Raw genomic sequence first — 19,217 nt, 5'->3', positions numbered from 1 at the left:
TCCTTTGGATGACTGCTGCACATTGTGAGATGCAGCGGGGTGTTCCGGGTGAAGTGAACTAGCCGACGACAACTTCCTCGTCTTCAAACCGCTTGTCCTCTTCGCTGGTGCCGCGCAGAAGAAATGCATTCGTCACCTCGGCCTTGCCCTGCGCTACGGCCGTGATGACGTAGCTACAACCGAACCAGTGGGCTTCGGCAAAGTCCGTAACGGACCACTGTGCCGGATGATCGGGATGCGAATGATAGAAACCGACAATGTCCAGCCCCTTCTTCCGTCCCTCACGCTGCGCCTTGATCAGTTCCTGCGGCGCAATGTGGTAGCGGTTGTGGGCGGAGTCGGTGCGGGTGTTGCCTGCACGCATAATCTCGACCACCTGGTTCACCTCGCCCGCGTGGCCCAGGAGAATGCCGCAACACTCATGCGGATACGTCTCCTCGCCATGCATGCGCAGTGCTTCGTAGTCGGATTGGCTCAGCTTCAACATCTGTATCTCTCTTTTGATCGTACAACGTGCCCGGAGGATGCGGCTTTTTGGGCCTTGTCATTCTGAGCGCAGCGAAGAATCCCGACAATGCATCGGCCACCGGAGAAGCGGGTGGCTTTCTCGTAAAAAGCGGGGTGTGTCCCGCTGCGTGAGAATGCCTCGGGATTCTTCGCTACGCTCAGAATGACGGCAGCTTTGGACTTGTCTTAAACCGAGTCCAAAGCTGGCTTGTCCTGGCTATTGCGCGATGCCGGTCAGCGATTCCTGCGACAAAGCGCGTCCGCGACCCATGCGGTTCTTGTAGCTTGCGGCAACAAATTCGCGGAACAGCGGATGCGGCTCCAGCGGCTTCGACTTGAATTCCGGATGGAACTGGCAGGCCACAAAGTACGGATGCGAAGGGATTTCCACGATCTCAACATACGTGGCATCCGGCGTCGTTCCGGTCAGCCGCAAACCCGCTCCGGTCAGGATGGGTTCATACTCGCGGTTGAACTCGTAACGATGGCGATGACGCTCGTTGATCTCCGTGGTGCCATAGGCCAGTGCAGCCTTGGAATCCGGCTCCATCACGCACGTCCATGCGCCCAGACGCATGGTGCCGCCCATCTCTTCCACGCCGGTCAATTCACGCAGTTTGTAGATGACACGGTGCGGCGTTGCAGGATCGAACTCGGAGGAGTTTGCGTCCTTCAGCCCGGCCACATTGCGCGCGTACTCAATGCAAGCCGTCTGCATGCCAAGGCAGATGCCGAAGTACGGTGTTTCGCTCTCACGCGCATAGCGGATGGCATTCAACATGCCTTCAATGCCGCGCTTGCCGAAGCCGCCGGGAACCAGGATGCCGTCGAACGTATCAAGCTGCTGCTCGTAGCTCTTGTCTTCGGTCTCCAGCCCTTCGGCTTCAAGCCACGTCACCTTCAGCTTCAGGTTGGCATCCAGCGCGCCGTGAACCAGCGCCTCCTTCAACGACTTGTAGCTGTCCTCGTACTCTACATACTTGCCGACAATGCCAATGTGGACTTCGTCCTTCGGGTTGTAGGCTTTGTGAACCAGCTCGCGCCATTTCGTCAGGTCTGCTTCGCCAGCATCGATGCGCAGATAGCTCAGCACAAGCTGATCCACATGCTCTGCTTCAAAAGCCAGCGGCAGTTCATAAATGCTGGCCACATCGCGAGCAGCAATGACGGCGCGCTCTTCCACGTTGCAGAAAGCAGCAATCTTGCCACGCATTTCGCGGGGCAGGTTGCGTTCCGAACGGCACAGCAGAATGTCCGGCTGGATACCGATGGACAGCATCTCCTTCACGGAGTGCTGCGTCGGCTTGGTCTTCAGCTCCTGTGCAGCGGCAATCCATGGCACCAGCGTCACGTGGACGAAGAGCGTGTTGTCGCGGCCCAGGTCCTGGCGCATCTGGCGAATGGCCTCCAGGAAGGGAAGCGATTCGATATCGCCAACCGTGCCGCCGATTTCGACGATGGTCACGTCGCAGTCGGTGGCCACCTTGCGCATGGCGTTTTTGATTTCGTTGGTGACGTGCGGAATCACCTGCACGGTCTTGCCCAGGTAGTCGCCTCGGCGCTCCTTGGTGATGACCTGTTCGTAGATGCGTCCGCTGGTCAGATTGTTATCGCGCGATAGTTTCGCGTGGGTAAAGCGCTCGTAGTGACCCATGTCCAGGTCGGTTTCCGCGCCGTCGTCGGTCACAAAGACCTCGCCGTGCTGGAAGGGAGACATCGTACCCGGATCCACATTCAGATACGGGTCAAACTTCATCAGGTTTACGCGTAGACCGCGCGCTTCCAGCAGGCACCCGATAGAAGCTGCTGCCAGCCCCTTGCCGAGTGAAGACACAACGCCGCCGGTTACAAAGATGTATTTCGCAGACATCTCCGCCTCGTTCTTTTTGAATTGTCGTGATTGGCCGTGCGTGGGGTGCACGATCAAGTATAGCAATCTTTCGGGCGACGTAACAGCCTCACCCTTCACGAAGATGCAGAAACAATTTCTCCGTGTATACCTATTTTCAAAATAGGTATACGCGGTATAGACTTCCGGCCAATGGGGAAAGCCGCACAACATCGTGATCTCTTCGCCGGTGCGTTGGAGCTGATGGTCCTGCATTCGCTGCGCATCAAGCCGATGCATGGCTACGCACTGGTCAAACACATTCAGCAGGTTTCCGATGACCTTCTTCAGATCGAAGAAGGTTCGCTGTACCCCGCATTACAGCGGATGCTTCGCGAAGGCTGGCTGGAAGCAGAAGAAGGCGTCTCCGCGAAGGGCCGACCCACGCGCATTTATCGACTGACAAAATCGGGTGTAAAGCGGCTGGAGCAGGAGAAGTCCAGCTTCGAAAAGATGTTTGCAGGCATCACTCGCGTACTTGCGGTCGCAAAGGCTTAGGAGTTCACCATGCGTTGGCTCAGGCAGCTCTTTTCGCGTCGTCGCCGTTATGACGATCTCTCCTTCTCCGTGCAGGAACATCTGGAAGAGAAGGTCGACGAACTGATGGAAGACGGCATGTCGCGCAAAGATGCGGAGCACGCTGCGCGCAAACAATTCGGCAACGTATTGCTGACGGAGCAGCGCGGCCGCGAAGCATGGCAATGGCAAACGGTGGAATCGCTCTGGGCGGATGTTGCGTTCGCTCTGCGGCAACTCTGGAAGTCACGTGGCGTCACGGCCATCGTCGTACTTACGCTTGCGTTGGGTGTCGGAGCAGCCACGGCAGTATTCAGCGTTGCCTATGGCGTACTGGTGGACCCGTTTCCGTATAAGGATGTCCACACGCTGGCCACTCCGAAGTTATGCTCTCCACGCCTTGGCCGTTGCTACTGGGATTCCTATACGCCTTCGCAATTTCTGGAACTGGAACAGAAGACCAGCATCTTCAGTGGAGTCACAGCATCCACAGTCGGCAGCGTCACCCTGACGGGCGCTGGAGAAGCGCAGCAGATACGTGGGAATTACCTCACTACCAACACGTTTGATGTTCTCGGCGTGCAACCTATGCTGGGCCGTGCCTCCACGCAGCAGGATGTTTCCCCGGGGCATGAAGAGGTAGCCATCCTCAGCAACCGCTATTGGAAATCGCACTTCGGCGCAAGCGAATCGGTGCTGGGCCAGGTCATCAATGTCGACGGTCATGCACGCACCATCATCGGTGTCATGCCGCAACGATTTCTGTGGCGCGGGGCAGACGTGTACCTTCCTGTGGCGATCATTCCGCAGCCCATGATTGCAGGCCACTCCCACTTCACACTGGTCGGCCGACTGAAGCCCGGTGTTACGGAGGCGCAGGCCTCGTCGCAATTCACACCCGTTTTCCAGGACTTCATTCAGTCCGATCCGCGGCGTTATGACAAGGGGATTCGGTTCGGCATCATGCGCTTCAATGAGATGTTCCAGTCCGGTCTTGCCGGGACACTCTATCTGCTGCTGGGTGCGGTGTTTGTTCTGCTGCTGATTGCCTGCGTGAATGTGTCCAGTCTGTTGCTCGCACGCGCTGTCAAACGGGAACATGAATTTGTTCTTCGTGCGGCCATTGGTGCATCACGCCTCCGTCTGGTGCGACAGGTCATGGTGGAGTCGCTATTGCTGGCATTGTTCTCTGTGCCGGTGGCTCTGCTCTTTGCATACGGTGGTCTGCAGGCCATGTTGCGGCTTGTCCCGCCCGATACCATTCCCGACGAAGCGCTTATCTCGTTGAACGTGCCTGTGCTGCTGACTTCCATTGGCATAGCTGTCTTTGCGGTCATTCTCTTTGGCGCATCGCCGGCGTGGCACAGTGCAAACCCGCGTCTTTCCGGCGTTCTCACCAGCATGCGCAGTACCGGCAGTCGCGGTCATCGTCGTCTTCTCAGCGGCTTTGTCGTTGCGGAGATTGCGTTGTCGCTTGCGCTGCTCACGGTTGCCGGACTGATGATGCGTTCCATGATCGCTGTCGAAAAAGTGCCTGTCGTCTTTCCTCCCGAACATACCCTCATGATGCGTGTGCCGCTTGTGAGCCATCGCTATTCCAAACCGGAAGACAAACTTCGCTTCTTTCGTGAGGCGTTGGAGCGGGTGAACCATGTTCCCGGCGTGCGCGCTGTCACGCTCGATTCTGAACTACCCTTTCTCTCGGGCTACGGAAGCCAGATTCAAACGGGTAACTTGCCGGTGGATTCAAGCCACGTCAGCAACCTGCATCTGGTTACACCAAGCTATCTTTCCATCTCCGGCCTGCCGTTATTGCAGGGGCATTTTATTGACGAGCGCGAAATCTCCGTGGGTGCGCATGACGCTGTGGTGACGGACGATTTTGCAAAGAAGTATCTCCCCGGCAAAGACCCGCTCGGACAGACAGTACGACTGGTACGGTCTGAGCTATTCGAAAATGAAGACGCGGAGACCACAACGTTCACCATTGTCGGAGTCGTAGGCAATCTGCCAGCGTATCCCGGCTACCAGCAAACATTCCCGCATCTCTTCATGCCGTACACCGTATCTCCGGTCATGGACACGTTCGTGATCTCCACCGCGGTTCCTGCGGAAAGCCTTGTGCAAACGGTGCGGCAGATCATCACCTCCATGGACAAGGATCAGCCCATCAGCGACATTCTCTCGCTGCGCCAGTTGCTGGATCGTTATGGCTATGCAGGACCGCGATTCGCATTGACGCTGTTCGGCACGTTTGCAGCCGCGGCGCTGCTTCTTTGCGTCATCGGCATCTATGGCGTGTTCTCGTTCGCAACGTCCCGCAGGACGCAGGAGATCGGCGTTCGTATGGCGCTGGGCGCAGACCGCGGCGATGTCATCTGGATGGTGTTGCGGCAGGCATGTGCGTTGGCGGCGCTGGGCATCGGTGTGGGACTGCCATTGGCCTTTGGAGCAGCAAGACTCGCCAGGAGCCAGTTGTTCTACACGTCCCAGTACGACCCCATCACGTTCGCGCTGGTCTTGTGTACGCTGCCGTTGCTGGCAGTGGCTGGAACCTGGATACCCGCACGTCGTGCTGCTGCTGTGGACCCGATGGTGGCCCTGCGTACAGAGTAGGAACGCGATCTACAACACACGCGACAGGATAAACGCGAACATCGCGGCAGCACTCGCTACCGTAAGCGCCAGCATACCGGTGATGTAGCGTGCCGCGGTGCGTTCGCGGTTCTTTTTCGGCGGCGTAATGCCAACGGGTGAGAATGAAGCCTTCGCTGAATTGTTTCGTAATGTCTGCCATGGTGAATTCACCTCGCTGTATCCGGTATAGCTGTGCGGCAGCTTGGCAATATGCAAATCTTGCGGCGAACTGCATCCGCTGCACGTTTGGCGCATAGTAGAAGCATGGCTGCATCCGCCACAGAACGCGTGATTGTGGTGCGCAACAGCAGAGAAGAACCTCTGCTGGCAGGACGACCACGTCTTACGTCTTCTGACTCGCCGTGGAAGGGCATCGTACTGGAGCGGCACACGGTAGGTTCCGTAGAAGTGCCCGAGCACGACCACGGCAGCCTGTGCATGCATCTGCAATTGCGCGGCGACGTCGAGATGGAGTGGTGGTGCGAGGGCCGCAATGCAGTCGAGCAGCCACACGCTGGTTCGCTGATCCTTCTGCCGGAGGGCACGCGGGATCGTCTGCGTTGGGAAGGCACGTCGGAGCGATTGATTGTTTCTGTAACACCCGCAGTTATGCAACGCGCCGCGGAAGAGGCCTGCCTCAGCCGTTCACCGCACATCGCCATGCAATGGCATCTGCATGACGAAGGCCTGCGAGCCTTATTGACGGAGATGGGCAGGGAAGCAGAGGCAGGCTGGCCTGCGGGATCGCTCTACGGAGAACTGCTCGGCATGTCGCTGGCGCAAACGTTGCTGCGCCGTCATGCTGCTTCGCCTGTCCCGCTGAAAGATATGCGTGGAGGCATCCCACTGGCGCGGCTACGTCGCGTCCTAGAGTTCATTGAGACGCATCTGCATACAGACGTGCGGCTGGAACAACTCGCCGCAGAAGCAGAACTGAGTCCGTTTCACTTTGCACGGCTCTTCCGCGAAACCACCGGCATCACGCCGCACCAGTACCTTCTGGAGCGGCGTATGGAACGAGCAAAAGCTTTGCTGCAGTTAGGAAAATTAACCATTGCGGAAATCGCCCGTGAAACGGGATTCACTTCCGCAACAAACTTTATACGCGCCTTTCGCCAACGTGTAGGCGCTACCCCCGGCGAATGGATGCGACGACACTAAAAGCAAGTCCTGCCTCCGGGTAAGCAGGACTTGTTTTGTATGCGAATGAGGTTACTTCGCGGCGGCTTCCAACTCTTTCCATTCCGCGTCACTCAGCTCCACATCCTGTGCCTTCACATTTTCTTCCAGGTGTTGGATCGACGTTGTTCCCGGAATCGGCAGGATCACCGGGCTGCGATGCAGCAGCCACGCCAGTGAAAGCTGCGATACGGTCGCATTGTGCTTCTTGGCCGCGGTCTCCAGTGGGCCGCCTTCTTTTGCCAGTTTGCCGGATGCCACAGGGAACCACGGGATAAAGGCGATGTTGTTCTTCTCGCAATAATTCAGAGAGTCTTCGCTCTTGCGTTCGCTCAGGTTGTATTCGTTCTGCACGGAGACAATGTTGGCCACCTTGCGCGCCTGATCAATCTCCTTCGGCTTCACTTCTGACAGGCCAATGTGTTTGATCTTGCCCTGCTTCTGCAACTCCACAATGGGCGCCAGCGATTCTTCTACCGGCACCTTCGGATCAATGCGGTGAAGCTGCCACAGGTCAATCACATCGGTCTTCAGGCGGCGCAGGCTCATCAGCACTTCCTGCTCAAGATATTCGGGGCGTCCCAGGGGCAGCCACTTGTTCGGGCCGGTGCGTGCCAGCCCGCCTTTGGTGGCAATGACCAAACCCTTCTTGTACGGCGCCAGCGCTTCGCCGATCAGGTCTTCACTCACATACGGGCCATAGCTGTCGGCCGTATCAATGAAGTTCACGCCCAGTTCCACGGCCTTCTTCAGCACCTTGATGGCGCCGTCGTGATCCTTGGGTGGCCCCCAGATGCCCTCGCCGGTGATTCGCATTGCGCCATAACCAAGGCGATTGATTTCAAGATCGCCACCGAGGAGGAATGTCTTCTGGATGCTCATGCGCGTTTGGATGGTGGTTCTCAGGAAGAGGGTGCAGCGTTGCGCTTTGTGGCACGACTTTTTGCAGAGTAGAAATCAAAACCCACCCTCATAGACTGCTGTGGGTGGGTTTGATACATACCGTTAAGCGGGGCAGTGTTTAGAAACGCGGACGCGCGCCGCGACTGCCGGTCTTCTGTCCCGGCTGTTTCAGGCGGGCAGCTTCCGGCAGCTTGTGTTTCCGTTCTACCTTCTTGCCAGCGGCAGCACGACCCAGCGCCTGCACTTCGCCCGGCGTCAGTTCGCGGAACTCGCCGGTAGGAATATCCAGCACCAGGGCGCCGTAACCGATGCGGCGAATCTTCTCCACATGGTGCCCAATCTCTTCAAACATCTTGCGAAGCTGGCGATTGCGGCCTTCCGTCAGGGTCACTTCGTACCACGGATTTTCGCCACCGCGCGCCAGCGTCACCTTTGCCGGTGCCGTCAGAACACGGTCACGGCGATTGCCACGCGTCTCTGCCAGGCGTCCGCGATCAATCATCACGCCGCTGCGAAGCTGCTCTAACGCCTCTCCTGTGGGACGTCCGGCAACCTTCACCAGGTACGTCTTTTCGACGGAGTTCGCAGCTTTGGAGAGCGAATTGGCAAGGTCTCCATCGTTCGTCATCAGCAGCAGACCTTCGGAGTTGTAATCCAGCCTGCCCACCGGATACAGACGCGTATCCAGCTTCTTACCGGAAAGTCGGGCAGACTCTTTCAGCAGATCGACAACCGTCTCGCGGCGTTCCGGATCGCTCATGGTGGTCACATAGCCGCGCGGCTTGTTCACCATGAAATAGCGGTGTTCCTGCGGCCCTTGCAGCAGCTTCCCATCCACGCGGATGTGGTCTTTGGCGGCGTCGGCGCGGGTGCCAAGTTCGGTGATGGTCTCGCCATTCACCTGAACGCGGCCTTCCAGGATCAGTTCTTCGGCTTTGCGGCGCGATGCTATGCCGGCATCGGCAAGGATCTTTTGCAGTCGAGTCCCTACCGGTTCCTCTTTTGCGGGAACGGTGGACTTCTTGGCGGGTCTGGCTGCCTTCACGGCGGTCTTACGTACGTTATTCATCACGTTCTATTATCGCCCGTTTTTCTGACAGTTTCGTGCTTCCCGTCACAGTCTTATCGTTCATGTGGGCGTAAGTTGGGTCGTAAGGAGGGAAATGGGCAATGGCAAAGACGATGAAAGCGGCAGTGGTGCGGCAGTTCGGCAGTCCGCTCAGCGTGGAGGAGGTTCCCGTACCGGAGGTCGGTCCCGGACAGGCTTTGTTGAAGGTCATGTCCACCGGCGTTTGCCATACTGACCTGCACGCCGCACATGGCGACTGGCCGGTGAAGCCTGCCGTCCCCTTCATTCCCGGTCATGAGGGCGCGGGATACGTGGCTGCTGTGGGCGCAGGCGTGAAAGGCCTCCGCGAAGGCGACCGCGTCGGCGTTCCCTGGCTGCATAGCGCCTGCGGTGTCTGCGAATACTGCCTCAAAGGCTGGGAGACGCTCTGCCCGTACCAGAAAAACAGCGGCTACTCCGTCAACGGCAGCTTTGCGGAATACGTTCTGGTGAACCCGAATTATGTAGCGCATCTGCCGCAGAGCATCGGTTTTTCACCCATCGCTCCCGTTCTGTGCGCGGGCGTCACGGTTTACAAGGGGTTGAAGGAAGCCGATGTTCAACCCGGCCAGTGGGTCGCCATCTCCGGTATTGGCGGGCTGGGACATCTGGCGGTGCAATATGCCAGGGCGATGGGAATGCATGTCGTAGCCGTGGATGTGGCGCAGGACAAGCTCGATTTGGCGAAGCGGCTGGGAGCGGAGATTGTCGTGGATGCCAACGAACCCGAAGTTGCCGGAAAGGTGATCGCCGCAACCGGCGGCGGAGTCCACGGCGCGCTGGTCACGGCGGTTTCTCCTGCGGCATTCACACTTGGCGTTAACCTGCTGCGTCGCATGGGAACCATGTCATTGGTGGGCCTGCCGCCGGGAGAATTCCCCGTCTCCATCTTTGACCTCGTGCTGCAACGCAAGACGCTGCGCGGCTCCATCGTCGGCACGCGCATGGACATGGCGGAATGCCTCGACTTTGCCGCTCGGGGGCTGGTGAAATCCACCTATTCCACGGAGAAGCTGGAAGACATCAACAGCATCTTCGACCGCATGATTGCAGGCAAAATCGACGGCCGCATCGTCATGGAAATTGCAGCCGAATAAACCGGTGGATCAGGACGGCTGTGTTTCGCCGTCCTGATCTACTTCGGCCGCTTCTGCTTCTTCAACCACGACTACTGTTTCTTCCACTGCGATTTCTACTGAGGCAGCTACAGGAACTTCCGATTCCTCTGGCGAAGCAGCATCCTCTTCAACCGAAACTTCTTCTACCTGCGCTTCGTCTGGTTCGGCGGCAGAAGTTTCCTCTTCACCCGTAGCAACATCGGTATCAGCTTCCGCAGCTTCACGCAGCATCTCCGCATCGCCGCGTGCATTGGCCTCTTCGATGATGGCGTCTGGCGATTCCATCGGCAGGTCTTCCTGCTCAACCAGTTCGCCTGCCATGCGCTCGAACTCTTCCATGGACGGCAGTTCGTTCACATCCTTCAGGCCAAAGCGCAGCAGGAAGTCGCGCGTGGTCTTGTACAGCATCGGTCGACCGATGACCTGCTTGCGGCCCGCAGTGGCAATCAGCTTGCGTGTCATCAATCCGCCCAGCACGCCGGCAGAATCCACACCACGAATCTCTGAGATTTCCGCTGCCGTTACCGGCTGCTTGTACGCCACAACAGCAAGTGTTTCCAGCGCGGGCAGCGTCAGCTTCAACGGCGGTTTCAGGCTCTTCACAAAGCCGCGCACCGCATCGTGATATTCCGGCTTGGTGCCCATGCGGAAACCGCTGGCCACTTCGCGAATCTCAATGCCGCGATCACTCTCGGCATACTCGCGGATCAGCGCGTCCACCACGCGACGAATGTGCTCGCGCACGGCCTTTTCGCGGTCACGCTGAATCCGCTTGTCTTCCTCGGGATCGACGTCGCTCGGTTCCGCTGCCTGATCTTCTGAGGACGCGGCTTCTTCCGTCGCTTCTGACGCCTGCTCGTCTGCGGGAGCAGCTTCGGTTGATTCTTCCGCTTGCAAGGCCGGGGCTTCTTCTGCAACGACGTTTTCGTCGCCTGGGGCAGCTTCGCTCTCAGCGGCGCTTTCTACCGCTTCTGCAACCTCTGGCGCGGCGTCCTCACCCGTCTCTTCGGATGGCGTGAACTCAGCGTAGCCCTCGTCCAGCGGCAGCATTGCCTGGTCAGCGGCAAGTGTGTCCAGTTCGTCCTGTGCTTCACCGGCCAGCAGGCCAACAAGCTGGGCAAGAGTAACAGGCTCTTCCGAGGCGTAAATGACGGCTTCGATCTTCGACTTAAGACTCATTCGTTCTCAGGGCTTAAAGGGTTCGGCGGCTGCGCACAGCGGCCTCAGAGCAGTGTACCTGTATTGCCGCATCCAAGGGGGAGGGAGGGCGACCCGTGGGCAGGTTAGACAGCATTCTGGCGGACATTACCACCCTGCAGGTGGACGCGATCGTGAACGCCGCCAACCAGCAATTGAAGGGTGGCGGAGGCGTCGACGGAGCCATCCACCGCGCTGCTGGCGAACAGCAACTGCTGGCCGCAACGGCAAAATTTGGCGGTTGCGCCACCGGCGACGCCGTCCCCACACCCGGCTTCCGCCTGCCCGCCAAGTGGATCTTTCACACCGTCGGCCCGGTCTGGAGCGTCGCTCGCGGTGGAACAGCCGCAGAGGAACGCGCCGATGCTCTGCTGGCAAGCTGCTATCGCCGCTGCATGGAGCTCGCCCGCGAATACGACGTCCGCTCCATCGCCTTTCCCGCCATCAGCACCGGCATCTATCACTTCCCACCCGATCGCGCCGCACGCATCGCCGTGGCAACGGTAAACCAAGCGCTCCAGGGCAGCGGTGTGGAACAGGTCATCTTCTGCGCTTACAACGAAGAGACGCACGCCCTGTACTGCAATCTCCTTCGCTGAACCCGAACCTGCAAAATAAGAGCAGCACATAGAAAGGCGGATCGATGAAGGAAATCAACACACGTATGACTGCAGTCGTATCCGGCTTGATCTTGATAGGTGGCGCCTGTTTCTCATCTGCTGTCTACGCGCGAAACGCAGACATACCTGCCATCAGCCTTCCCGGCGACTACCGCGACTGGAAACTAATCTCCGTTGCGCATGAAGCAGGCGCGCTGAACGACATCCGTGCCATCCTGGGCAACGATGTGGCAGTAGCTGCGTATCGCAACGGTGCGCAAACATTTCCCGATGGCGCCATGATCGTGCGCGTGGCCTGGGCCTATACGCCTTCTGAGGAAAACAACCGCACCTTCGGTCGCGAGCAGTCTTTCATCGCAGGAGAGCCAACCAACATCCAGTTAATGATCAAAGACGCGGAGAAGTTCAAGGCAACCGGCGGCTGGGGCTATGCACAGTTTGCCAGCGCGAACACACCGAACTCCGTCAAGGACCCGGCGAACCAGTGCTTCCACTGCCATCAGGCGGTGCAGTCGCGCGATTACCTCTTCACACGTTACGCGCGATAAAGGCCAGCAGGAACCGCGTTAGCGCCAGTCGTCGCGCATGCGTTCCTGGTGCGCAAGCACCTCGTCAAACTCATCTGTCTTCTTGATCAGGATGTCGCCGAACTTATCGCTCTGCCGCAGCATGATCGCCTGCAGGCGCACCAGCTCCAGCATTGCCAGGAACATGCAGATCAGCGCCTGTTGCGAATGTGTGTTCGCCAGCAGTCGACGCAGGCTGGTGGGCTTGTCTTCCAGCATCAGGCGACGCTTCGTGTATTCAATCATCTGCGCCACCGTGACCGTCTCTTCGTTCACGTTCAGCACAGGACGCGTGCGCAGCCGCTCCAGAATCTCCTGGAACACACGTGCCAGATCGTCGGTATCCGCGGCAATCTCGCGTTCCGCGCTGGCCTGTTCCTTGAACTCGCGGATACCGGGCTGCGTCCACGTGGCATCTTCAATCTGCTGCTTCTGCATCAGCATCTGCGCAGCGGCCTTGAAGCGTTCGTGCTCCAGCAGGCGTTCCACCAGCTCGCGACGTGGATCTTCAATTTCGCCAGCCGCAATGCCGGAAGCCTCGCGCGGCAGCAGCATCTTGCTCTTGATATGGATCAGCAGCGCGGCGGTGTAGATGAAGTCGCCCGCGGAGTCCACATCCGTCTGCTTGATCTGTTCCGTGTACATCAGAAACTGCGCGGTGATCTTTGCAATCGGAATGTCGTAGATGTCAATGGACTGCTTGCGGATCAGGTCCAGCAACAGATCCAGAGGACCTTCATACACCTTGCCTACGGTCAGCAGAAAAGGGGACTGCGAAACCTCTTCTTTCGAGGGCGCGGGCTCTTTCTTCTTCACCGGTTTAGGCGGCTCGGGCACGGGCGGCGATTGCAGAACCAGCGGCTCTGCTGCGGGTGCAGCCTGTTCCTCAGCCGTCACGGACTGTTCCTGTTCCAGTTCTGCGGTCGTGTCGCTCACGACATCAGTATCGCCCACCGGGCCTTGTGCGATCTTTCAGGGGCTGAGGAAAGTGCGGTACGAAATTCAGAGAAATTCGCTACGAGGGGGGAAACCAGGGGCCTTGCCATGCCGCTGCGCCGGGATGCAGTTTTGCTGCAAGAATGCAAAGTGCATCCTCGGCGGCGGCAGGTACTTCTTAAACGGGTTCGCCCGCGGATTCCAGGATCAGCCGCAGCGACTTTGTGGCCCGATCCAGCGCGCTGCGTTCCTCAGCCCCCAGTTCAGAGAGGCGTTCTGCCAACCAGTCTGCGCGGCGTTCACTCACCGCGCGAAGATATTGTGTTCCGGTTCGGGTGATGGAAAGCCCCACACGGCGGCGGTCCACCTCTCCCTTTGCTATTTCCCGCTGAACATAACCCAACTGCATCAGTCGCTTGATATGGGCGCTCATGGCCGGACGGCTCATCTGCTCCATGTCTGCCAGTTCTGATACACCCAGGCCGGGTTCTTCTCGAAGTGTGCCCAGCAGTTGCATATCCACGGAGGAGCTTCCACCGCGGAGAGCCTCCCGGCGAAGATGACGGCTAAGGCGAAGAATGGAGGGGCGAAGTTCGGCGGCCAGTTTGACCGTCTTTTGTACCGAAGGCGTGATGTTACGCATGTGCTGCAAAACTCCCTACAGGTTCGAGGAAAAGGGAACTACACTCGAACCCACAACACACTACATCGCTTCTCGTTACAATGGCAATCGTTAGGCGGTAAATACGTGCAATTGCCGGTTCCCACCCTTTGAAATGACTGAGATTGACGCAAACCGAAGCTCCGACCTCCCCGCATCCCCAGAGCTGATCGAAGGCTTTCGGCAGGCAATGCGCCGTCTGGTGGCCACTGTCACCATTGTGGCTGCGGGTGACCACGAGAGCCGCGCAGGCATGGTGGCAACCGCCGTCATGAGCGTCGCTGCCAACCCGCCATCACTCGCCGTCGGTGTCAATCGTGAGGCGGGCGTCTGGCAGGCCATCCAGCGCAGCGGTCGCTTCAGCGTCAACCTGCTCTCCAACACCCATACCAGTCTGGTGCTGCCCTTCAGCGGCCAGCTTCAGGGTGAGGAGCGCTTCAGCCTCGGCGAATGGGAGACGCACCACACCTGCGTGCCCTACCTGGCCGACGCCGTGGTCACCCTCTTCTGCAAATCAGAAGCTTCCGTGGACTACGGCACCCACACCGTCTTCATCGGCGCCGTGGAGGACATCCGCTTCTCCCCAAACGCTGACGAGCCGCTGCTGTGGCGCAACGGCTCGTTCGCAAATGCGGTTTCTCTGGAAGACCTGATCGACTGAATCAGCGGGCCGCAGGCTCTGCCAGCAGCTTCTCCACCAGCGCAAACGTTTCTTTGCGCAGATCGACATAGGCCTGTCCCGTCGCGGGTCCGCTGAATCCGGCATGAATCTGTTTCACCAGGCCATCGCGGCCAATGAAGAACGATGTCGGCCACGCGTTCAGATTTTTACCCTGCGGCAGTCTGTCGTTCAGATCATCCGGCGTGCCCATCAGCAGCACCGTGTAGGGAATCTTGTACTTAGTCACGAACGCGCGCAGCCGTTCCGGGTTCTTCAGTTGGTCGCCTTCTTCAAACGAAAGTTCCACAACTTCCAATCCGCGCTGGTGGTACTTGTTGTACAACTCCACCAGCATGGGCGCTTCGTCGTGGCAGTTCGGGCACCAGCTACCGCCAATGGCCACGATCACCACCTTGCCCTTGAACTCCGCATCGGTGCTGCTGATGGTTTGCCCGGTCAGATTCGGTCCCTGAAAACGCAGCGGCTCCGCGGGGTTCACCAGCGTGGTCTGTTCCGTCGCTTCCGTTGGAGGCGCCAGCTTTTCCTTGCGTGCGTCCTCCGGTCGACGAGCTACGTTGTTCTCTTTCGGATCACGCTGATTCGTCACCTGCAGCGTGCCATCCGCATTTGGACGAATGGTGTAACCCGTAGCGCCAAAATCGCCAAAACGGCTCACGTGGTATTCACCCGCGGCCTCATCAAACCGGCCGAACAGCGCGCCACTATCGCCGTCAATACGCTGGATCACCACGCGGATCTCGCCATCGCCGCGGAAAGGCGCCACGGTCATCGTCCATGCATCTTCGCCCTTTTCGCTCTTGTTGGGCAGCGCAATCTCCCATGTGCCATTAATGGCAGCACCCTTGCGCGATCCAGTGGCCTTCGACGCTGCGGCAAACACCGTCGCGGGCCTTCCGTTCGCATCACGATGCAGGGTCACAGCATAGGGCTTCTTGATGCGTGCGCCGCCAAACGTACCGGTAAACGTGTCGCCATGAATATCTCCCTCCAGCGTGCGTGCAAAGGAGTGGAACTGCAGCTTCAGGTGCGATCCGGTAAGGGTGCCCCGGCTGGAAGGCGAGCGCAGGTCGCCATTCAGAAACGTGCCGGTGATCGAGCCATTTTTCGCAGGCGCGGACAGGTCCAGTTCCACCGGGATCTTCGTCGTAATGTCGTCGCCGTTATTGGTTACTACGGCGGTACCGGCCCAGTGTCGTGCAGGACGCTGCGCCGTGGCAATGGAGGCCGTGAGGGCTACGGCGATCAGGGCGGTCGTGAATGTCTTGGTGGTCATGGTTGTCGTGCTCTCCAGAAGCGTGTGGATGCGCGAGAAGCGTGTCCCGATGCAACGGAGGGAATGAGCGACCAGCGCGCATACTCCGCATGTGCGGGGCGTAGCGTCGGCGCAGAGAAATGAAAGAAGGGAAAGGGTGACCCGGCGCGCTCGGCTACGAACAGCGGCAGCAACAACAGGTCTGGACAGGAATTGTCACGTTTCCCATTCTACCTGTCAAAAAGCGTCATGGTCAACCGCTGGCAGACCCTACTGGTTCTGCGGCAACATGGGGCTCACCGACAGCAGATTACCCAGCGTGCCACGCTCCTGATCGCTGAACTGCTGGCGATACTGGGGTGAATTCAACATCTGGTTCTGCTGCTCCGGCGGCATCGAGCGCAGTTCGCGGAAGCTGCGAGCCACCGCCCGGCGACGGTCCTCCGGCAGAGCGCCCAACTGTCCCATGGCGCCACGTACCTGCACGCGCTGCTGCGGCGACAGTCGTTCGATGGCTTCGCCACGCTGGATGACCTTCTCCCGCTGCTGTGCCGGCATACTGTTCAACCGGTTCAGGCGCTCCTGCATCCTCTGCTGCGTCTGCTGAGGAAGCTGGTTAAATCCCGGCTCCTTCTGCAGGGCCCGCTGCTGCTGCTGCGGGCTCATGTTCTGGTGCTGCTGCATCCACTGGTCCAGATGTTCACCACGCGGCCGCTGCGGTCCAATCGTCGCTCCCTGACCAGGCTGCCCACCCTGTTGAGGCATTCCGCCCGGGCGTCCACCGTACATGCCGTTCGAGCCGCCGCCATTGTTCGGAGAGCGAGGAGCGCCACCGTAATTGGGCGCATGAGGAACATTGCCGCCGCCGTAACTCTGTGGATGAGGAACTCCGCCACCGCCATAATTCGGCGCATGAGGAGCTCCTCCCCCATAACTTTGTGGATGAGGTGCACCACCGCCAGAAGATGCCTGACCCCGCTTTCCCTGGGCTACGCAGGTCATCCCCAACGCCACAAACAGGGCCGCGACAGCAGTCTGCCGCAGCTTGGAAGTAGCAATGGAGTAAAGCGGTATCATTTCTTGCAACACCCGTTATTACAGCTATATACAGAGAATAGTGAAAATAGTGGTTTATCCCTGTGGCGAGTCATCATCCAGCAGTTGGCTCATCCCCTGGATCGCCTGATCGTTGTTATCCAGTATTTGCAGATCCTGTACAGTCGCTGAAATGGAAGCGGGATATGCGGGTGCGGAGAGGTGTGTCATCTCAAGATATCCGCCGCCTACGCCCACCAGCAGCAGGGCAAGCGACCCCACCATCACTGGCTTCATGAAGTTGCTGTTACCAAAGAGCCAGCGATCGCGCAGCCGCGCAAACAGGCTCTCCGGCGGTCGCTGCGTCTCCTCTCGGAACCGCGCCATCATCTTGCCGTCAAACCACGGCGACGGCTCCGGAGCCTTCCAGTCGTCCAGCAGGGCCATCATCTCCTTCATGGCCTGCTCATCGCTCACCGAATTTTTCTTGGCAGAAAACATCGCAATATCCCTCAAATCTTACTTACGTTACACAAACTCTTTAAGTCGCTCGCGCAGCGTCTGGTAGGCGCGAAACAGCAGTGACTTCGTCGCAGACTCGCTCAACTTCAGTACGGCGCCAATCTGCTTGTAATCCATCTCCTGGTACTTGTGCATCAGCACGGCCATGCGCTGGCGTTCCGGCAAGGCCATCACATGGGCCTTGATCGCCTTCATCCGTTCCTCACGCAGCAGGTCGGCTTCCACGTTGGGCGTTCCATCCGCCACGTCATGCATGCTGCCGGTTTCCGGATCCGGCTCATCCAGATGGATGGTCGGAGCGGTCCGCTCGTTCTTCGTGTCGCGGGCGTAGTTCACCGCCAGGTTCGTGGCAATGCGATACAGCCACGTCGTGAACCGAGCCTCAGCGCGATAGGTCTCGCGGGCACGATACACCCGCAGAAACACCTCCTGTGCCATCTCCTCCGCCACCGCTTGGTTATGCACCATGCGGAACATGAAGTGAACAATCGGGCGGCGATACTTGTTCATCAGGTACTCAAAGCAGTCCAGTTCGCCTGCCTTCAGCCGGAGCATCACATCCGCATCGCCCGTCTCCGCAGCTTTGCCGGCCGTGGCCACTGCATTCAGATCAGCCGCCAGTCCCTTACCGCGAACGTCCTGATCGACGATCGCACCGCCCAGCATCCCCGGATTCAGTGCCAGCGTACCCATATCCTCTCCGACACCGTCGGGGTCAGATTGTTGCGCTTCCGGGGAATTTTCTATCTCTTCCGCAGCCTCTTCCATGTCTGTTGAGCCCAGTTCGTCCTCCGACCCACTGACATCGTGATCGTGGGGCGGCTCGTCTTCTTCGGGATGGTGGCTCGGTCGGCGATTCATGCGGTGCTGCAGCTCCCCGCGGGGAGCATTCATCTCCTGTGTTTGTACCTGTTTGCGGCTCTCTGCGAAAGTGCAAAACCCAGGCACGGGCCAATTCCAGAGGTAAGATGCGCCGGAAACGCGAAACTATCCTCTTCTAAAGCTTAACCGTGATTGTTTGTGTAGATTCCGCCTGGTCTTAGGGGCAAAGCTCCGGGCGTACAATCAGATTTCGAGGGAATCGAGACCACATGAAGGCAGTCATTCTTGCGGGTGGATTAGGCACCCGTCTCGCAGAGGAAACTTCCGTGCGGCCCAAGCCCATGGTGGAGATCGGCGGTCGCCCCATCCTCTGGCACATCATGAAGATGTATTCGCAGCACGGCATCCACGACTTCATCATCTGCTGTGGCTACAAGGGTTACGTCATCAAGGAGTACTTCGCCAACTACTACCTGCATACCTCTGATGTCACCTTCGACCTGCCGCAGAACAAGACGACGGTCCACGCCTCCGTCGCAGAACCCTGGACGGTCACGCTGGTCGATACCGGCGACGACACCGGCACCGGCGGCCGCCTGAAACGCATCCGCAAATACCTGAACCCCGATGAGCCGTTCTGCATGACCTACGGCGACGGTGTCTCCAACGTCGACATCACGGCTGAGATAGTGTTTCACCGGCAACATGGCAAATTGGCAACGCTCACCAGCGTGCAGCCCGTGGCGCGGTTCGGCGCACTTCAGTTGAACGGAACGCAGGTCACCGGCTTCCATGAAAAGCCTTCGGGCGAAGGTGGGTGGATCAACGGCGGCTTCTTCGTGCTGGAACCATCCGCGCTGGATACCGTGACCGACGACGCGCAGATGTTTGAACGCGAGCCGATTGAAACGCTCGTCTCACAGGGCGACCTGCACACCTACCAGCATCACGGTTTCTGGTACGCCGTGGATACGCTGCGCGACAAGCAGCATCTGGAAGAGCTCTGGCAATCAGGCAAGGCTCCCTGGAAGACCTGGTAAGCAAGCCCCCGAACGCGAAAGGGAATCT

The 19,217-nt window shown here is 58.8% G+C and carries 20 protein-coding genes; 8 read left to right on the top strand and 12 right to left on the bottom strand.

All coding sequences use genetic code 11. The annotated features are described in order from the left end of the window. Positions 1 to 58 precede the first annotated feature (58 nt). Complete coding sequence (locus AB6729_RS08030; RefSeq protein ID WP_371081056.1) at positions 59 to 487, bottom strand: Mov34/MPN/PAD-1 family protein; 429 nt, start codon at positions 485 to 487, stop codon at positions 59 to 61. A 237-nt stretch (positions 488 to 724) separates the two neighbouring features. After that, positions 725 to 2,377: a CTP synthase gene (locus tag AB6729_RS08025; RefSeq protein ID WP_371081055.1), complete on the bottom strand. Its 1,653-nt coding sequence runs from the start codon at positions 2,375 to 2,377 to the stop codon at positions 725 to 727. Positions 2,378 to 2,548: 171 nt separating this feature from the next. Here AB6729_RS08025 and AB6729_RS08020 point away from each other — a divergent pair, with 171 nt between their 5' ends. Beyond that, complete coding sequence (locus tag AB6729_RS08020; RefSeq protein ID WP_371081054.1) at positions 2,549 to 2,893, top strand: PadR family transcriptional regulator; 345 nt, start codon at positions 2,549 to 2,551, stop codon at positions 2,891 to 2,893. A gap of 9 nt (positions 2,894 to 2,902) precedes the next feature. Continuing rightward, positions 2,903 to 5,527: an ADOP family duplicated permease gene (locus AB6729_RS08015; protein ID WP_371081053.1), complete on the top strand. Its 2,625-nt coding sequence runs from the start codon at positions 2,903 to 2,905 to the stop codon at positions 5,525 to 5,527. A 9-nt stretch (positions 5,528 to 5,536) separates the two neighbouring features. Here the strand turns inward: AB6729_RS08015 and AB6729_RS08010 are convergent, their stop codons facing one another. Then, positions 5,537 to 5,764, bottom strand: coding sequence for a hypothetical protein (locus AB6729_RS08010; RefSeq protein WP_371081052.1), 228 nt, complete (start codon positions 5,762 to 5,764; stop codon positions 5,537 to 5,539). A gap of 48 nt (positions 5,765 to 5,812) precedes the next feature. Here AB6729_RS08010 and AB6729_RS08005 point away from each other — a divergent pair, with 48 nt between their 5' ends. Then, positions 5,813 to 6,709 carry a helix-turn-helix domain-containing protein gene (locus AB6729_RS08005; protein ID WP_371081051.1) on the top strand — a complete coding sequence of 299 codons (897 nt, stop codon included), beginning with the start codon at positions 5,813 to 5,815 and terminating at the stop codon, positions 6,707 to 6,709. A 51-nt stretch (positions 6,710 to 6,760) separates the two neighbouring features. Here AB6729_RS08005 and AB6729_RS08000 read toward each other — a convergent pair whose 3' ends face one another. Further along, positions 6,761 to 7,609, bottom strand: a complete 849-nt coding sequence (locus AB6729_RS08000; RefSeq protein WP_371081050.1) for an aldo/keto reductase — start codon at positions 7,607 to 7,609, stop codon at positions 6,761 to 6,763. 139 nt (positions 7,610 to 7,748) lie between these two features. After that, the gene (locus tag AB6729_RS07995; RefSeq protein WP_371081049.1) at positions 7,749 to 8,699 is read right to left on the bottom strand and encodes a pseudouridine synthase; all 951 of its coding nucleotides are present in this window, start codon (positions 8,697 to 8,699) and stop codon (positions 7,749 to 7,751) included. Between the two features lie 101 nt (positions 8,700 to 8,800). On the opposite strand from AB6729_RS07995, the gene adhP reads away from it, so the two are divergent. After that, entirely contained in the window at positions 8,801 to 9,835 is a 1,035-nt protein-coding gene (adhP, locus tag AB6729_RS07990) for an alcohol dehydrogenase AdhP (RefSeq protein WP_371081048.1), read from the top strand. 9 nt (positions 9,836 to 9,844) lie between these two features. Here adhP and scpB read toward each other — a convergent pair whose 3' ends face one another. Next, complete coding sequence (gene scpB, locus AB6729_RS07985; protein WP_371081047.1) at positions 9,845 to 11,035, bottom strand: SMC-Scp complex subunit ScpB; 1,191 nt, start codon at positions 11,033 to 11,035, stop codon at positions 9,845 to 9,847. Positions 11,036 to 11,130: 95 nt separating this feature from the next. On the opposite strand from scpB, the gene AB6729_RS07980 reads away from it, so the two are divergent. Continuing rightward, the gene (locus tag AB6729_RS07980) at positions 11,131 to 11,652 is read left to right on the top strand and encodes an O-acetyl-ADP-ribose deacetylase (protein WP_371081046.1); all 522 of its coding nucleotides are present in this window, start codon (positions 11,131 to 11,133) and stop codon (positions 11,650 to 11,652) included. A gap of 65 nt (positions 11,653 to 11,717) precedes the next feature. Next, entirely contained in the window at positions 11,718 to 12,221 is a 504-nt protein-coding gene (locus AB6729_RS07975; RefSeq protein WP_371081045.1) for a cytochrome P460 family protein, read from the top strand. An 18-nt stretch (positions 12,222 to 12,239) separates the two neighbouring features. Here the strand turns inward: AB6729_RS07975 and AB6729_RS07970 are convergent, their stop codons facing one another. Both AB6729_RS07970 and AB6729_RS07965 read right to left on the bottom strand, forming a co-directional pair. Continuing rightward, positions 12,240 to 13,175: a ScpA family protein gene (locus AB6729_RS07970; RefSeq protein WP_371081044.1), complete on the bottom strand. Its 936-nt coding sequence runs from the start codon at positions 13,173 to 13,175 to the stop codon at positions 12,240 to 12,242. A 178-nt stretch (positions 13,176 to 13,353) separates the two neighbouring features. Then, positions 13,354 to 13,818 (bottom strand): MarR family winged helix-turn-helix transcriptional regulator, encoded by a 465-nt coding sequence (locus tag AB6729_RS07965; protein WP_371081043.1) that lies wholly within the window; start codon positions 13,816 to 13,818, stop codon positions 13,354 to 13,356. A gap of 208 nt (positions 13,819 to 14,026) precedes the next feature. Here AB6729_RS07965 and AB6729_RS07960 point away from each other — a divergent pair, with 208 nt between their 5' ends. Beyond that, on the top strand, positions 14,027 to 14,497 hold the full coding sequence (locus tag AB6729_RS07960) for a flavin reductase family protein (protein WP_371081042.1): 471 nt from the start codon (positions 14,027 to 14,029) through the stop codon (positions 14,495 to 14,497). Position 14,498: 1 nt separating this feature from the next. On the opposite strand, the gene AB6729_RS07955 is transcribed toward AB6729_RS07960, so the two are convergent. The 4 genes from AB6729_RS07955 to AB6729_RS07940 all read right to left on the bottom strand — a co-directional run bounded on the left by AB6729_RS07955 (position 14,499) and on the right by AB6729_RS07940 (position 18,188). Continuing rightward, positions 14,499 to 15,791, bottom strand: coding sequence for a TlpA disulfide reductase family protein (locus AB6729_RS07955; RefSeq protein WP_371081041.1), 1,293 nt, complete (start codon positions 15,789 to 15,791; stop codon positions 14,499 to 14,501). 249 nt (positions 15,792 to 16,040) lie between these two features. Next, on the bottom strand, positions 16,041 to 16,847 hold the full coding sequence (locus AB6729_RS07950; protein ID WP_371081040.1) for a DUF3106 domain-containing protein: 807 nt from the start codon (positions 16,845 to 16,847) through the stop codon (positions 16,041 to 16,043). A gap of 54 nt (positions 16,848 to 16,901) precedes the next feature. Then, a complete protein-coding gene (locus AB6729_RS07945) occupies positions 16,902 to 17,282 on the bottom strand; it encodes a hypothetical protein (protein WP_371081039.1) in 381 nt (126 codons plus the stop codon). 51 nt (positions 17,283 to 17,333) lie between these two features. Further along, positions 17,334 to 18,188, bottom strand: a complete 855-nt coding sequence (locus tag AB6729_RS07940) for an RNA polymerase sigma factor (protein WP_371081038.1) — start codon at positions 18,186 to 18,188, stop codon at positions 17,334 to 17,336. 230 nt (positions 18,189 to 18,418) lie between these two features. Between AB6729_RS07940 and rfbF the strand changes: the two genes are divergently transcribed. Beyond that, positions 18,419 to 19,189, top strand: a complete 771-nt coding sequence (gene rfbF / locus AB6729_RS07935) for a glucose-1-phosphate cytidylyltransferase (RefSeq protein ID WP_371081037.1) — start codon at positions 18,419 to 18,421, stop codon at positions 19,187 to 19,189. Positions 19,190 to 19,217: the final 28 nt, after the last annotated feature.

It is taken from the genome of Terriglobus sp. RCC_193, assembly GCF_041355105.1.
In the GTDB taxonomy this organism is placed as follows: Bacteria; Acidobacteriota; Terriglobia; order Terriglobales; family Acidobacteriaceae; genus Terriglobus.
This window is presented reverse-complemented; position numbering and strand designations above follow the sequence as displayed.